Source organism: Sphingobium salicis subsp. salicis (genome assembly GCF_049472635.1).
In the GTDB taxonomy this organism is placed as follows: domain Bacteria; phylum Pseudomonadota; class Alphaproteobacteria; order Sphingomonadales; family Sphingomonadaceae; genus Sphingobium; species Sphingobium yanoikuyae_A.
Map to the genome: position 1 here is coordinate 4,404,650 of NZ_JAYRCS010000001.1, position 15,876 is coordinate 4,420,525.

The window sequence follows — 15,876 nt, forward strand, 5'->3', positions numbered from 1 at the left end:
GCGACAGAATGATGCCATTGCGGATTTTAAGAGCTTGGCAATATTGTGACGCTATCGTTTCGATGGCAAATTTTGCGAGCATATCGTGACCAAGAACCCGTCGATCGACCTGCTGAAAGGCTTGCTGATCCTGCTCGTCATGGGCGGGCATGCGATGGAAGTAACGCATCAGCAGCATGTCCTGCTGAGGATCGGCTCGGGTTTCCGCATGCCGTTGATGATCGGCATTTCCGGCTATCTGCTCAACGTCACTCGTACCCGCTCCATGCCGACGGGCGAGATGTTCAGCCGCTATGGCCGACGCATGCTGCTGCCCTGGGCCGTGGCGATGATCGTCTACTGGCTCGCCAGCGGCGGCCTGCTTTCCTGGCAGACGCCGCTCGACCTGTTGCTGCGTCCGCCTTTCCATCTCTGGTATGTGCCGGCGCTGTTCCTTTTGATCCTGGTGACCCGGCTGCTGCCGCTTTCGCCGCTCTTGCTGCTGGCGATCGGCGCGCCCGTCAGCCTGGCCACCATGTATAGTTTCGGCCTCGACCATGGCGCGGTCGGTGGCAGCCTGTTGTCGCCCGACAGCCGCTTCCTGCGCTATCCGGTCTATTTCTTCTTCGGCATGCTGATGGCCGAACGGGGCATGCCCAAACGCTATCTATGGCCCGTGCTGCTGGTCGGGGCGCTGGGGCTGTTCTGGTGGTCGGATCTTTATGGCACCGGCAATGCGCTCGCCTTCGTGCCCGCCCGCTTGCTGATGTGCCTGGCGCTGATCGCGCTGCTGCCCAGCATCTCGGCGGTGCGCCTGCATTTCGGCCCGATCAACCGGATCGGGCGCGAAAGCCTGTTCTTCTATCTCTGGCATCCGCTGGTGATGGGGCTGGTGGCGATGCTCGACCCGCATGGCGCCGTCATTCTCGCTGGAGCAGTGCTGCTGCTCTACATCGCCAGCGCGCTTGCGGGGCAGGGGCGATTGCCGCCCCTGTTGCTGGGCGCGGTGCCGCATCGCAGGCCGGCCCCGGTCGCCATGCCACCGGAACCGGCAACGGTCACGGTTTAGATCTTGCCATATTTCGCTTCGAAGCCGGCAATGTCGCCAGCAGCGAGATATTTGGCCTGGTCGATCCACTGGTCGCGCACCGGCCGCCCCTTGAAATTGCCCAGCTTCGCGTCGATCGCGGTGATGTCGCTGTCGCTCCAGCCGGCGATCTGGGCATAACGGGTCACGCCCAGCTCGGTCAGCAGCGCGCCCAGCTTGGGGCCAACGCCCTTCAGCTTCAGCAGGTCGTCGGCGCCATCGTTTGGTGCCGCGACGGCAGGCGATGCCGGGATCGGTGCAGGGGCCGGTTCGACCACAGGGGCGGGCGCCGGCGCTTTCTCGACCACCGGCTCGACCACTACCGGCTCGACCGCGACGGGCGCGGCAACCGGCACCGGGTCGGGCGCGGCCACCAGCGGCGCGATCACGGGCTCGGCAATCGGTTCGGCGGCCACGGGCGGCGCCACCGGGGCGGGGTCTTCCACCGCAGCCGACTTGCCCTTGCCCGACAGCAGGAACACCAGGCCGATCACGACCAGCAGCGCGATCAGCAGCCACAGGCCATAGTCCATGAAGAATTCCTGCATCGCCCTTTGCCTCCCGGAATGGATATGTCGCCCTATTTAAGGACGCTTGGCGGCGCGGGACAAGAGGGACATGTCCCGATCCCGCGCCGGTTTGGCCCTTATTGCGCCTCGCGGGCAACCTCGCGCCAGCCAATGTCGCGGCGGCAGAATCCGGTCGGGAAGTCGATCGCGTCGACCGCGGCATAGGCGGCGGCCTGCGCCGCGCCCACCGTATCGCCGGTCGCGGTGACGTTCAGCACGCGCCCGCCATTGGCGACGATCGCACCATCCTTTTCTGCCGTGCCGGCATGGAAGACGCGGGCGCCCTGTGCTTCGGCTGCTTCGATGCCGTTGATCGCGCCGCCCTTCTCCGGCGTGCCGGGATAGCCATTGGCCGCCATCACGATGGTCAGCGCGGTGCGATCCGCCAGCGCGACCGGCCCTTGCTCGGCCAGCCGGCCTTCGGCCACCGCCAGCAGCAGCTCGACCAAGTCGCCGTCGAAGCGCATCATCAGCACCTGGCATTCGGGGTCGCCGAACCGGGCATTATATTCGATCAGCTTGGGGCCTTCCTCGGTCAGCATCAGCCCGGCATAGAGCACGCCCGAATAGGGCATGCCTTCTGCGGCCAGCGTCTCGACCGTCGGCTTGATGATCCGCTCGATCACCTGCGCTTCCAGTTCGGGGGTCAGCACGCGGGCCGGGCTGTAGGCGCCCATGCCGCCGGTATTGGGGCCGGTGTCGCCATCGCCGACGCGCTTGTGGTCCTGCGCCGAACCGAAGGGCAGGATCGCGCTGCCGTCGGTCAGGGCGAAGAAGCTGGCTTCCTCGCCCGTCATGAACTCTTCCAGCACCACTTCCTCGCCGGCCTTGCCGAATGCGCCGGAGAACATGGTGTCGAGCGCGTCCAGCGCTTCCTGCCGCGTTTCGGCGATGATCACGCCCTTGCCCGCGGCCAGGCCATCGGCCTTGATCACCACCGGCAGGGTGAAATCGTCGAGCGCGGCGATCGCGCCATCCTTGCTGGTGACGCGCTGATAGCCGGCGGTCGGGATGTTGGCGCGCTGGCACAGATCCTTGGTGAAGCCCTTGGAGCCTTCCAGCTGCGCCGGCTTCTTGTCGGGGCCGAACACGGCGACGCCCATGGTGCGCAGATTATCGGCCAGGCCGTCGACCAGCGGGGCTTCCGGCCCGATCACCACCAGCGCGATCGAATGGCGGGTGCAGAAATCCAGCACCGCGCGATGATCCGTCGCGTCGAGGTCGACCAGCGTGGCATGCTGGGCTATGCCGGGGTTGCCAGGCGCCGCATAGAGCGTCGAGAGGCGTGGCGATTGTGCCAGCTTCCACGCCAGCGCATGTTCGCGGCCGCCGCCGCCAAGCAGAAGGATGTTCATCTCGGCCATGTCCCCGGAATTTGATGCCTATGACAGTTCGGGCCGCCTGTTAGCCGAGGAAAGGGCGGGGGACAACGCGCCGCCGCTCAGTGTCAGCGAATTGTCGGGCCTGTTGAAGCGCACGGTGGAGGATCGCTTCGGCCATGTCCGCCTGCGCGGCGAGATTTCCGGCTTCAAGCGCGCGGCCTCGGGCCATCTCTATCTGGCGCTCAAGGACGACAATGCCGTGCTCGACGGGGTGATGTGGAAGGGCGGGGCGCAGCGGCTCGCCTTCCAGCCGCAGGACGGGGTCGAGGTGATCGCCACCGGCAAGCTCACCACCTATCCCGGCCGGTCCAAATATCAGATCGTGATCGACCGGATGGAGCTGGCGGGCGAGGGCGCGCTGATGGCGCTGCTCGAAAAGCTCAAGGCGAAGCTCGCGGCCGAAGGGCTGTTCAATCGCGATCGCAAGCGCCGCCTGCCCTTCCTGCCGCGCACCATCGGCGTCGTCACCTCGCCTACCGGCGCGGTGATCCGCGACATTCTCCATCGCCTGGCGGATCGCTGCCCGACCCAGGTGCTGCTCTGGCCGGTGCTGGTCCAGGGGCAGGGCGCAGCCGAACAGATCGCCCGCGCCGTGCGCGGCTTTTCCGCCATGGACGGCAGCGGCCCGCTGCCCCGGCCCGATCTCGTCATCGTCGCGCGCGGCGGCGGCTCGATCGAGGATCTGTGGAGCTTCAACGAGGAAATCGTCGTCCGGGCTGTCGCCGAATGCTCGATCCCGACCATTTCGGCGGTCGGGCATGAAACCGACACGACCTTGTGCGACTATGCCGCAGACATGCGTGCGCCCACACCGACCGCTGCCGCCGAAATGGCCGTGCCGGTCCGCGCCGAACTGCTGGCGATGCTGGGCGAAATGGGCCTGCGCTCCAGCCGGGCGGTGCGGCGCGGGGCGATGCAGGCGCGCGAACGGCTGGAGATGCAGGCGCGGCTGATGCCGACGCCCGACACTCTGCTCGCGCCGCAGCGGCAGCGGCTAGACCTTCTGTCCGACGGTCTCAACAGCGGCCTGCGCCACCGGCTGGCCGACGCCCGCGCCCATCTGGGTCAGGTCAGTGGCGCGCTGCGCCCGGCCTTGCTGCGCCAATATGTCAGCCGCGCGGCCGAGCGGGTCGACCGGTTGCGGCTGCGTCCCGATTATCTGACCCGCGTCTATCGCGACCGCGCCATCGCCTTCGATCGCCTCTCGCGCCTCTTCACCTCGGTCAATCCCGACCTGCCGTTGCAGCGCGGCTTTGCGCGGGTGATGGCGGGCGACCGGCTGGTCCGTTCGGTGGTCGATGCGCAGGCCGCAGGCCAGGTCAGCCTGCACTTCGCAGATGGCGCCGTGGCCGCCGCGATCGACGCCGCGCCCCTTGAGGCCGCGCCCGCGCCCGCTATATCCGCCCCATCCCGTCCCGCGCGCAAGCCGCGCGACACCGTCGAAGGTGGCCAGCAGGACCTCTTCTCCTGATGCGCCGCAGAAAGGCCTGATTCATGCTGATGTCCAACCGCGACCGCCCGGCCCGGCTGCATTATATGCCCTACAGCTTTCGCGTGCTGCAGGCCGGCGACCATGTGCTGTGCGCCGTGTCCGGCCAGCGCATCCCGCTGGAGGATCTGCGCTACTGGTCGATCGCCCGGCAGGAGCCCTATGCCAGCGCCGCCTTGTCGGTCGAGGCGGAACTGAAGGCGCGCCCGGCCGGATGATACGTCGGTTCGCCGCTTTGCTGGCCCTCACCGCGCTGCCGCTTGCCCCGTCGATGCTGCGCGCGGCGCCGGCCAGTGTTGCCACGGCCGATTTCATCCTGTCCGGCCCGGCAATCCAGGGCGGCACTTTGCTCGGCACTGCGCCGGCCGGCACGGTCGCGCTCCATTTCGGCGACCAGCTGGTGCCCGTCGATGCCGATGGCCGCTTCCTGATCGCCTTCGATCGCGACGCGCCGCCACCGGCGAAGCTCAGCGCACGCCTGTCGGACGGCCGGGTCATCGATCGCGCGCTGACCGTCGCGCCGCGCGAATGGCGGCTGGAACGGATCAACGCGCCGCTGCGTCCGACAAAGAGCAGCGAGGCCTTCCTCGCCCTGCGCAAGCCCGAACTGGAGCAGATTGCCGCCGCACGCGACACGGTGACGGACGCGCAGGGCTGGCGTCAGCGCTTCATCTGGCCGCGCCTCGGCCGGATTTCCGGCCTGTTCGGGTCGCAGCGCATCTATCAGGGGCAGCCCGGCGCCTATCATGGCGGCGTCGATGTCGCCGGCGCGACCGGCGAACCGGTGGTGGCGCCGGCCGACGGGGTGGTGATCCTGGCCGCCGATCATCCCTTCACGCTGGAGGGCAATCTGCTGATGATCGACCATGGCCATGGCCTCAACAGCGCCTTCCTGCATCTGTCGCGGATCGATGTGAAGCCCGGCGACCATGTGGCACAGGGGCAACGCATCGGCGCGATCGGCGCCACAGGCCGTGCGACCGGCCCCCACCTCCACTGGGGCATGAAATGGAACGACGCGCGCATCGACCCGCTGTTGCTCGCCGGGCCGATGCCGCAGGCGCGATAGGGATCAGCCGACCCGTTTCGCCCGCACCGCCCGGCCGGCAATCTTGATCATGAAGCTGCCCATGCTGGCGCGCTTGATCTCGATCGTCATGCCGGGCTTGGGATCGCGATAGGTAACCGCCTCGGTAGTCATCCATTCCGCGCCGTCTTCCAGCGTGATCAGCCATTTGCCGTTGCCGACATTCTTGGCCGTCGCGATCGTCGCTTCGATCTGCGTCATGGCATCGGCCTCGGCACCCTCCTTCTTCTCGTCTTCGTTGCCGCCGCCCAGGAACGGCAATTTGGGGAAGGAAAAGCCGAACAGCGTGCGCCGGGTCTTGTTGAGTTCGGTCTTGTCCAGCACCACCACCTCATCGCGCTGGGCGGCGCTGTCCATGGCACCGACCTGCCGATCATAACAGGCCAGGCGGGCCTGATCTTCGGTGATTGCACGACATTTCAGAAGGTCGGTAAATATTTCAGCGCGCGGCTGCTGACGCTCTGCCGCAACCGTGCCAGTTGCGGCCAGACACAGCGGTAGTGCCACAATCATCGCATGATGGGCCTTCATATGCTTGATTCTCCGTCGATCTGCAGCCAATGGGCGCCACCATGCACCCCGCGAGTCTGTCGTCAATAGAGGGTGGCAGCCTCCGCAATATCCCGCCATTGGTCACAAACTGACAGAGCATCGCTCGCAATTGCAGCATTGCGTCGCCTTCTGTTGCGACCTTGAAATTATCTTGCTTTGCGACCGTAAAATTCCACATGTTTCGTCTTGTTGCATTTTTGATACAGGCCCGTTCAAAAGCAGCAAGGCGCGATTTCCCGCGCTTTACAGCGGCTTTCCCACCGCGCAGGTTCCCGCAATCCATACGGGGGGATCGCTGTCGGGCACCATATCCCCTTGTAGGTGCATATGAAGGCAGGTGACTGCCCAACTCCAGAGCAAGGGACTGGAAACGTGAAGACATTTTCGAAGAGGGCACTGCTGCGTGCCAGCGCCGCTCCGGCGATTCTCGGTGCGTCGCTGATCGCGACTGCCGCGTTCGCGCAGGAAGCGCCGCAGGGCGCCGAAGCTGAAGCCACCGACACCATCGTCGTTACCGGCTCGCTCATCAAGAACCCGAACCTGGAACGCTCGACTCCGGTCACCGCGACCACGTCGGACCAGATCGAACTGAAGCAGAACAACACCGCCGAAGAAATTCTGCGCGAAATTCCGGGCGTCGTCCCCAGCATCGGTTCGGCCGTCAACAACGGCAACGGCGGTGCGTCGCTGGTCGACCTTCGCGGCCTCGGCTCGTTCCGTAACATCGTTCTGATCGACGGTTCGCGTCTGGCTCCCTCGGGCCTCGCTGGCCAGTTCGACCTTAACAACATTCCGCTCGCTCTCGTCGAGCGCGTCGAAGTGCTGACCGGTGGTGCATCGACCACCTACGGCGCCGACGCCATCTCGGGCGTGGTGAACTTCATCACCAAGTCGGACTTCTCGGGTCTCGAAGCCAATGTTTCGAACCAGCTGACCGAACAGGGCGACGGCAACTATTTCCGTGCCGACGTGACCCTGGGCGCCAACTTCGACGACGGCCGCGGCAACGTGGTCTTCTCGGTCGGCTATCAGCAGGCTGACCCGGTCTATCAGGGCGACCGTTCCTTCTCGCAGGTTTCGATCGATTCCTTCACCGGTGCAAATGGCGGTTCGGGCACCTCGACCCCGTCACGCTTCACCAACGTGAACGTGACCGGCGCCGACTCGATCACCACGGGTTGCGGCGCCGCCGATCAGGTCGCCTGTAACGCTGTTCAGGGCAACCGTCAGGTGACGGCGGCCGGCGGTGCGTTCCGCCCGACCTCGGCGTTCGACGCCTATAACTTCAACCCCTACAACATCTTCCAGACGCCCTTTAAGCGCTTCAACATGTACGGCGCTGGCCGTTATGAAGTCAGCGATGCGGTCGAAGTCTACGCCCGTGGCGTCTTCTCGAAGAACACCGTCAGCACGATCATCGCGCCGTCGGGTGCCTTCGGCATTTCGGTCGCTGTTCCGCTCAGCAACCCCTATCTGACGGCTGCTCAGCGTAACGCTTTCTGCGCTTTCGACACCAACCCCGGCGTCGGCTACACGGCCCGTTTCACTCAGGCTCAGTGTGACGCAGCCGCTGTTGCGACCGATCCGAACGATCCCAACTATCGTACCGTCACGACGACCCTGTCGCGTCGTGCGACCGAACTGGGGCCGCGTGTCTCCGACTTCACCACCACCTTCTTCGACTACAAGGTCGGCGCGCGTGGCGGCATCACCGACTCGATCAGCTGGGATCTGTCGGGCTCCTATGGTGAGAGCGAGCAGATCCAGACCCAGCAGGGCTACTGGCTGACCTCGCGCGTGCGTCAGGCGCTGCTGGCGACCAACACCGCCACCTGCCTGACCGACACCAATGGTTGCGTCCCGCTCAACGTGTTCGGCGCCGACGGCTCGATCACCGATGCGATGAACAACTATCTGACTGCCAACAGCCAGGTCGCGACCAAGACCTCGCTGGCGCAGGTCAAGGGCGTGGTCAGCGGCGACTTCGGCGTCGCTGTGCCGTTCGCGGCCGACGCCGTGGCCTTCGCGGTCGGTGGCGAATATCGCAAGTACACCGCCTCGCGCGAATCCGATCTGCTGTCGCAGTCGGGTGACCTGGGCGGCGCCGGTGGTGCGGCTCCCAACGTGGACGGCGGCTATGACGTCTACGAAGCCTATGGCGAACTCATCCTGCCGCTGGTTCAGGACAAGCCCTTCTTTGAAGACCTGACCGCCGAAGCGGGCATCCGCTATTCGGACTACAGCGTTCAGGGCGGTGCTGGCTACAACACCACCACCTGGAAGGCCGGTCTGAACTGGACCCCGATCAACGGTCTGAAGCTGCGCGGTAACTATTCGCATGCCGTTCGTGCCCCGAACATTTCGGAGCTCTTCTCGCCGCTGAACACCGTCCTGACCAACCTTGCTTCCGATCCCTGCGCCGGCGCTGCGCCGACCCAGAATGCCAATCTGGCCGCGATCTGCGTCGCTCAGGGTGCTCTGGCCTCGCAGCTTGGTTCGATCATCAACGATCCGGCTGGCCAGGTGAACACCACCACCGGTGGCAACCTCGCCCTGGGTCCGGAAAAGTCGAACAGCTATACCCTGGGTCTGGTGCTGCAGCCTTCGGCCCTCCCGGGTCTGGCGATCACCGTCGACTATTATAACATCAAGATCACGGGTGCGATCACCACGCCGACCCCGGACGATGTTATCAATGCTTGCTTCGACAACATCACTGCCGCCAGCGCTTCGAGCTCGGCTTGCACGGTCATCCGTCGCGATCCGTCGACCGGTGGTCTTTATGGTGAAGCTGCCGTCGTTGGCGGTCTGTACCAGCCGCTGTCGAACCTGGGTAAGCTCAAGACCGACGGTATCGATGTCTCGATCAACTATTCGAAGGACATCGGTTTCGCCAAGTGGTCGATGAATGCCAACGGCAACTGGACCAACAGCTCGAAGTTCCAGGCGACGCCGACTTCGGTCAACCGCGACTGCGTCGGCCTCTACTCGGTCAACTGCGGTTACAGCGGTTCGATCCAGCCGGAATTCCAGTGGTCGGTTCGTAACACCCTGTCCTTCGGCATGGCCGATGTTTCGCTGCTGTGGCGCTACATCGACGGTGTGAAGTATGAGGATGGCGATGCGTTCGTTGGCGAACTCAACGGTAAGCAGGTCGATTTCAACCGTATCCCGGCTGAACATTATTTCGATCTGACCGGCCGTTTCCACGCCTCGGACGAAATCACCTTCACGCTGACCGTGCAGAACCTGTTCGACAACAAGCCGACCGTGGTTGGCAACTCGATCGGTTCGACCAGCTTCAACAGCGGCAACGTCTATCCGTCGACCTACGACCCGCTGGGCCGTCGCTACGCTGTTTCGGCCAAGTTCCGCTTCTAATCGAAGCGCAACGCCGAATGAAAAAAGGAGGGCCGGCTGCAAAGCCGGCCCTTTTTTCATGCCGTCCTCAGCGCCTGCGCCGGACATGCGATGCCGCGCCACTGCGTGCAGCGCTCGGTCTTCCGTCGATTGGCTATTGTCCTGCCCGCGGGCGGGATAGGCGCCTCAGCCCAAAAGCGAGCGGGGCAGGTCCATGGCGATGCCATTGTTGCGGGCGATCAGGCCGGCCCATTCGCCGACCTTCTCTACCTCCTCGGCATGCAGCGTTTTGCCATCCTGGGCGGCGCGTTCGCGCTGGCCCTGGCCGAAATTGGCGCCGGTCTTGGAATCCCGGCCGAATATCGGCCCGGCAACGATGGCGGCAATGTCCGCGTCGCTCAGCGCGATATCGAAATGGCGGGCCAGAACGGTCAGGCTCTCGGCCGGATGCGCGATCAATGTTTCACTGTTCAGGGTCAGGACGCGTTCGCCCAATTGCCCGGTCAGCGCCTGGAACTGGGCCTGCTGTGCCAGCCAGCCCAGCGCCGCAATCTGGATATCGGTCAGCCCCAGATAATCGGACGGGGCGATACCCAGATTGACCATGCCCTCGCGCAGCAGCTTGCCGAACAGGTCGCGCACCCACAACCGGCCCCACATGCCCTTGCGGGCGATCGACGCCAGATAGGCATCCAGCGGCGCATGGAGCAGCAGTGCGCGGGCCGTGGGGCGCAGCGCCATGATGCCTGGAATCAACGGATTGATCAGGTTGGACGGCTTCACCACCACCGCTTCGCCGGCTGTGAAGGGGCGGGCGAGCAGTCGCAGGCCATGATCCAGCGCGCGGGCAGCCTCCGGTCCCTTCGCGCCGCGATGGCGCCAGCCGACAATGTCGTTCAGCAGCACGGGTTCCTTGAGGCCCATGGCGACGCCGGGACGGTCGAAGGCGGCGGCCAGCAGGGTCGAACAGCAATAGGCCGAATGGAAGATGAAATGCACCGGCGCGGGCGGCGGTGCGGCGCTCACGGCTTCCTCGCGTCGGACCACGATCGGCTCGACGCCCTGAGCGATATATTCGTCTGTCAGGAACGGCACATCGGCGTGGCGCGCGCGCGATACCTGTAGAAACTGAAAGGCATCATGGCCCGGATCATAGCGGTGGGCCAGCCAGCGGGCATCCGCCATTAACATGGTCAGGGGCTGGGTCGAGGAAGCGCTCATTGACCCAGCCTTCGCACGGCATGGGGGCGGGGAGCAAGGCCGCAGGCAGCCGTCTTGTTTGGGCCGTCGCATATGATAGCAGGATGGGATGAACCAGCAGATCGGACGATTTTTGCAACAGGCGGCCGAAGCCCGCCGCACCGGCCACCATGACGAGGTGCGGGCTGTGCTTGCGCATGTTCTTGCGCTCCAGCCCGGCGAGCCTCAGGCGCTCAACATGCTGGGCATGATGGCACTGGAAGTCGGCGATTTTGGTGCTGCCCGCAGCCATTTTCTGGGCGCCACCCAGAGTGATGGCAGTGAACCCGCCCTGTGGATGAATGTGGCAGCCGCACAGCGAGGACTGGGCGATGTCGAGGGTGAGAGGGCCGCTCTGCAACGCGCGATCGACATCGATCAGCGTAATTTCATGGCGCAGATGCGCCTGGCCCAATTGCAGCAGCGTCTGGGCGAAGTCCAGGCTGCCGCCGATAGCTGGAGCAAGGTGCTGGCGATGTCGTCCGGCATGGGCGATTTGCCGCCGCAACTGGTCGACACGTTGGCCGAAGCGCGTGGCTTCGTCACCAATCATCAGGCGCGGTTGGCAAGCTTCGTGGAAGATGGTGTCGCGCCGCTGCTGGCGGATGCGGATGTGCGGAGCCAGCGCCGCTTCCAGGCGTGTCTCGATCATGAATTCGGGCGGCGTCCGCTCTACCAGAACCAGTGTTCCGGGCTCCATTACCCCTTCCTGCCGGCCGATGAATATTTCGAGCCCGACCATTTCCCCTGGATGGCGGAACTGGAAGCGAAGACCGACGTCATCCGGGCCGAATTTCTGGGCCTGATCGAACAGCAGGGCGGCAATGTGCGTCCCTATGTTCGTCAGGATCCGGGCACGCCCGAAAATAAATGGACGGCGCTCGATGGCTCGCTCGATTGGGGTGCGGCTTTCCTATGGGAATATGGCGTGCGCAACGAAGCCGTCTGCGATGCCTGTCCCCAGACCGTCGCGGCGCTGGAAGCATTGCCGCGGGCCGACATCCCCGGCCGAGCGCCATCCGCCTTTTTCTCGCTGCTCAAGCCTCGCAGCCGTATTCCGGCCCACACTGGGGTTACCAATACGCGGGCGATCATCCATTTGCCGCTCATTGTTCCGCCGGGTTGTTTCTTCCGCGTCGGCGGTGAAACCCGTGCCTGGCAGGAAGGACAGGCCTTTGCCTTTGACGACACGATCGAACATGAAGCCTGGAATGACAGCGATCATCTTCGCGTCGTCCTGATCTTCGACGTGTGGAATCCGCATTTGTCACTTGCCGAGCAGCAGCTCTTGAAGCAATTCTATGCCACAGCTGATGCCAGCAGGGCGCAGGATGCTCTGGAGGCCGGGGTTTAAGATATTGGACGCGACGGCCATTGCGCCGGATCGCCTGTCATCTGGGAGATTTAAGATGCGTATCGTCAAAGCCTTGGTCGTGACCGGCCTGTTCGCGATGGCCTATCCCGCCCTCGCTGAAGACAAGCCCAAGCTCGACCGCAATGATCCTAATGCAACGCGCTGCCGCAGCTTCCCGATAACGGGTTCGCTGGTGAAGAAGGAGCGCGTCTGCAAGACGAACGCAGAATGGCGCGCCATCAGTGAACAGCAGAATCGCGATGCCGATGATCTGATTACGCGCAGCCGCGCCGGCATGAATCCGAACGGTTGAATCTGCGCGTCGCCCATATGGGCGATAGGAACAATATGTACCGAATTGACGGGGGCGGGCGCTATGGGCGCGCGCCCCCGTTTTCATGTGCGCAGTCATTTTATCTGGTCACGCATGCGCGTGATTTGATCTTTTTCGACCCAGTCCATGTGCGAAATTTTAACGATCGATTCCTGTAATATAATTACGCAAGCGTGCGAAGGGCGTGTCTTCTCTCGCCAGTCCTGTTGCGCAAAAATACCGATAATTGCGCGCTTTTCGACCGTCGGTGACGGACAGATTCAGAGGAATATGATTTAGTTTCAACACCGTAATGGTGTTGCTGTAATGTTGCACATTTGTAAAAATCGTAACGTTTCGTAACGCAACCGGGTTTACAGCCGGTTCCATGAGGCGCACCCATGCCCCGCCTTGTGGTTCCGCAGGGTCGCACTGGTCACAGCAGGCAGACCAATCTGCCGCTCCAGATAAGGGACTGGAAATTTGAAGAACGCATCGATTGCCGCATTCTTGCGGGCCGGAGTCGCGCCCGTCATTCTCGCTACCGCGCTGTTCCAGGCGCCCCTCCATGCTCAGGATGCCGCCCCCCAGGCCGATGACGGCGCGAACGATACGATCGTCGTGACCGGCTCGCTGCTGCGCCGCATCGACAAGGAAACCATTTCGCCGATCACCACCGTTTCGTCGGAAGATCTGGCGATCCGCGGCATCACCACGGTGCAGCAGGGCATCCAGAATCTGTCGGCCAATAACGGCCCGGCACTGACCAACGGCTTCTCGGCCAATGGCGCCTTTGCCGGTGGTGCGTCGGCGGTCTCGCTGCGCGGCCTGTCGACCTCTTCGACGCTGGTGCTGTTCGACGGCCTGCGTGCTGCTTATTATCCGCTGGCCGATGACGGCACGCGCAACTTCGTCGACCTCAACACCATCCCCGACGCCATCGTCGATCGGGTCGAAGTGGTGAAGGACGGCGCGTCCGCCACCTATGGCGCCGACGCGGTGGCCGGCGTGGTCAACATCATCACCAAGCGCGAAGTGAAGGGGCTGCACCTTCAGGCCGAAGCCGGCGTCGCTGAAAAGGGCTATGGCGCCAACCAGCGCCTGTCGGCGACCTATGGCTATGGCGACCTCGCCGAACAGGGCTTCAACGCCTATGTCAGCGCCCATTATCTCAAGAGCGCTGCGGTCTATAACAAGGATCTGGGCTATCCCTACAACAGCGACGACCTGTCCGGCATCTGCCATGACGGCGTCTGCGGTCCCAACAACATGGCCAATGGCGTCGATCCCAGCATCGGCTTCACCGGCCTGTCGACCGCGACCAATGTCTTCATGGCCCGTCCGTATGATGCTGCCACTGGCGCGGGCACTGGCCGCTACGAGCTGCTCAATGCCGCAGCCGGCTGCGGCAGCCTCAATCCCTACACGCTGACCGACGACGAATATGCGGCCAACAAGACCGCACCGCATACCGTCTGCCAGCAGGACATCACCCACGATTACAGCCAGGTTCTGCCGGAACAGCAGCGCTGGGGCATTTCGGGTCGCTTCACCAAGATCGTCGGCGACAGCGGTGAAGCCTATCTCGAACTCAACTATGAGAACAGCAAGTCCTCCTATACCGGCCTTGCCTCGATCATCCGCGCCAATGCGCCGGCCGGCATCGACTATTCGGCCTATTCGACCTCGACCGGCGCCGGCCTGCTGCGTCTGCCCGTCTATGTCTGCGCCCGCAGCACCGCCAGCTGTGATGCCAGCAACGGCACGCTGAACCCGAACAACCCCTATGCCGCCCAAGGCCAGGAAGCCGCCATCATCGGCCGCCTGCCGACCAGCACCGAATATAATGAATCGGTCAGCCAGGTCTTCCGCGCTGCCGCCGGCATCAAGGGCGATTTCGGCGACGACTGGCATTATCAGGTCGACGGCACCGCCATGGTCTCGAAGCTCAAGACCACGGCCAAGGGCTATGTCTATATCCAGCATCTGCTCGATGTGATCGCGGACGGTTCGTATAATTTCATGAACCCGTCGGCGACCTCGCAGGAGACGCTCGACTATCTGACCCCGACCCAGATCAACCACAGCAAGACCCAGCTTTATCAGGGCCAGGCCAGCATTTCGAAGGAAGTGTTCGACCTGCCGGGTGGTCCGCTGCAGGTCGCGGTTGGCGTCGCCGCCCGCTATGAATCGCTCAACAATCCCAGCGGCAACCCCGACTATGACGGTCAGACCGAGCGCTATTTCCGCCTGAACGCCTTCGGCGCCAAGGGCCATCGCGACGTCGAATCCGCCTATTTCGAACTGAGCGCACCGATCGTCGAGCAGCTTGAACTGACGGCGGCGGGACGCTATGATCGCTATTCGACCGGGCAGGAGAATTTCTCGCCCAAGTTCGGCGCGAAGTTCAAGCCGATCCGCGAACTGATGTTCCGTGGCACCTTCTCGAAGGGCTTCCGTATCCCCAGCTTCGCGGAAATGGGCGCTCTGCCGACCACCGGCTATGTCACCCAGTCGATCGGTTCGATGCCGCAGGAATTCATCGACCAGCATCTGAACTCGGCCGGCACCGGTCCCAACACCTATCTGACCAACTATTCGATCGGTCAGACGACGGTGGGCAACCCGAACCTGAAGGCGGAAAAGTCGCGCAACATCACCCTTGGTGCGACCTTCCAGCCGCTCAACAATGTGTCGTTCAGCGTCGACTATTATAATATCAAGAAGACCGGCGCGATCACCTCGGTGAACTTCTCGAACGCGATCGCCAACTATTACGCCACCGGGGAAACCTCCTATGATGGCGTGACGGTGATCCCGGACGAAGTCGATCAGGAACATACCGGTTCGCAGCGCCGCATCGCCTTCGTGCAGGGCAGCTTCATCAATGCCAACACGATCAAGACGTCGGGTATCGATTTCAACGCGATGGGCAAGTTCCGCCTGAGCGACAACATCACCTTCTCGACCTCGATCGATGCGACCTATGTCATCAAGCTGAACACCGAATATCCCGACGGGACGGTTGAACATTATGTCGACACGCTCGGCAACTTCAACCTGACGGCCGGTTCGGGCACGCAGCAGTGGCGTGGCAGCTGGCAGAATACGCTGGACTTCGGTAAGGCTTCGCTCAGCGCGACCGCCTATTACACCGATGGCTATAATTATTCGGCCGAGGATCAGGGCGGCGTTGCCGGCGACTGCAGCCTGGTGCCGACCAACTATGATGGTGAAGCCTATCAGGGCTGCCGCGTGAAGTCGTTCATCAGCGTCGACATGACGGGCACGATCAAGGTCAATGACCAGTTCGAGCTTTATGCCAACGTCATGAACGTCTTCAACAACAAGCCGCCGATCGATGCGACCACCTATGGCGCCTATCTCTACAACCCGGTGGTTGGAGAGTCTGCGATCCTGGGCCGCTCCTTCCGCATCGGCGCGAAGGCCAGCTTCTGACGATAT

General features: G+C 63.5%; 12 protein-coding genes. 8 read left to right on the forward strand and 4 right to left on the reverse strand.

The annotated features are described in order from the left end of the window. The first annotated feature begins 85 nt into the window (after positions 1-85). The gene (locus VHN57_RS21295) at positions 86-1,048 is read left to right on the forward strand and encodes an acyltransferase family protein (protein ID WP_423285296.1); all 963 of its coding nucleotides are present in this window, start codon (positions 86-88) and stop codon (positions 1,046-1,048) included. Here VHN57_RS21295 and VHN57_RS21300 read toward each other — a convergent pair. Both VHN57_RS21300 and purD read right to left on the reverse strand, forming a co-directional pair. Further along, positions 1,045-1,614 carry a hypothetical protein gene (locus tag VHN57_RS21300; RefSeq protein WP_069338763.1) on the reverse strand — a complete coding sequence of 190 codons (570 nt, stop codon included), beginning with the start codon at positions 1,612-1,614 and terminating at the stop codon, positions 1,045-1,047. The genes VHN57_RS21295 and VHN57_RS21300 overlap by 4 nt on opposite strands. 98 nt (positions 1,615-1,712) lie before the next feature. After that, positions 1,713-2,990 carry a phosphoribosylamine--glycine ligase gene (gene purD / locus VHN57_RS21305; protein WP_423285299.1) on the reverse strand — a complete coding sequence of 426 codons (1,278 nt, stop codon included), beginning with the start codon at positions 2,988-2,990 and terminating at the stop codon, positions 1,713-1,715. 7 nt (positions 2,991-2,997) lie between these two features. Between purD and xseA the strand changes: the two genes are divergently transcribed. Genes xseA through VHN57_RS21320 form a run of 3 tightly spaced genes read left to right on the forward strand, consistent with a single transcriptional unit; the run spans position 2,998 to position 5,575 of the window. Further along, a complete protein-coding gene (gene xseA, locus VHN57_RS21310) occupies positions 2,998-4,488 on the forward strand; it encodes an exodeoxyribonuclease VII large subunit (protein ID WP_284112788.1) in 1,491 nt (496 codons plus the stop codon). Positions 4,489-4,511: 23 nt separating this feature from the next. Further along, positions 4,512-4,724: a DUF2093 domain-containing protein gene (locus tag VHN57_RS21315; protein ID WP_037508030.1), complete on the forward strand. Its 213-nt coding sequence runs from the start codon at positions 4,512-4,514 to the stop codon at positions 4,722-4,724. Beyond that, complete coding sequence (locus tag VHN57_RS21320; RefSeq protein ID WP_423285302.1) at positions 4,721-5,575, forward strand: M23 family metallopeptidase; 855 nt, start codon at positions 4,721-4,723, stop codon at positions 5,573-5,575. Before VHN57_RS21315 ends, VHN57_RS21320 begins: the two co-directional genes overlap by 4 nt. 3 nt (positions 5,576-5,578) lie before the next feature. Here the strand turns inward: VHN57_RS21320 and VHN57_RS21325 are convergent, their stop codons facing one another. Continuing rightward, the gene (locus tag VHN57_RS21325) at positions 5,579-6,124 is read right to left on the reverse strand and encodes a hypothetical protein (RefSeq protein WP_284112787.1); all 546 of its coding nucleotides are present in this window, start codon (positions 6,122-6,124) and stop codon (positions 5,579-5,581) included. Positions 6,125-6,517: 393 nt separating this feature from the next. Between VHN57_RS21325 and VHN57_RS21330 the strand changes: the two genes are divergently transcribed. Continuing rightward, complete coding sequence (locus VHN57_RS21330) at positions 6,518-9,526, forward strand: TonB-dependent receptor domain-containing protein (protein ID WP_069338767.1); 3,009 nt, start codon at positions 6,518-6,520, stop codon at positions 9,524-9,526. A 165-nt stretch (positions 9,527-9,691) separates the two neighbouring features. Here VHN57_RS21330 and VHN57_RS21335 read toward each other — a convergent pair whose 3' ends face one another. Next, positions 9,692-10,726: a hypothetical protein gene (locus VHN57_RS21335; RefSeq protein WP_284112786.1), complete on the reverse strand. Its 1,035-nt coding sequence runs from the start codon at positions 10,724-10,726 to the stop codon at positions 9,692-9,694. Positions 10,727-10,814: 88 nt separating this feature from the next. Between VHN57_RS21335 and VHN57_RS21340 the strand changes: the two genes are divergently transcribed. The 3 genes from VHN57_RS21340 (at position 10,815) to VHN57_RS21350 (ending at position 15,870) form a co-directional block, all read left to right on the forward strand. Further along, positions 10,815-12,098 (forward strand): aspartyl/asparaginyl beta-hydroxylase domain-containing protein, encoded by a 1,284-nt coding sequence (locus VHN57_RS21340; protein ID WP_069338769.1) that lies wholly within the window; start codon positions 10,815-10,817, stop codon positions 12,096-12,098. 55 nt (positions 12,099-12,153) lie between these two features. Further along, positions 12,154-12,411: a hypothetical protein gene (locus VHN57_RS21345; RefSeq protein ID WP_234792514.1), complete on the forward strand. Its 258-nt coding sequence runs from the start codon at positions 12,154-12,156 to the stop codon at positions 12,409-12,411. 483 nt (positions 12,412-12,894) lie between these two features. Then, on the forward strand, positions 12,895-15,870 hold the full coding sequence (locus VHN57_RS21350; protein ID WP_423285306.1) for a TonB-dependent receptor plug domain-containing protein: 2,976 nt from the start codon (positions 12,895-12,897) through the stop codon (positions 15,868-15,870). The last annotated feature ends 6 nt before the right edge of the window (positions 15,871-15,876 follow it).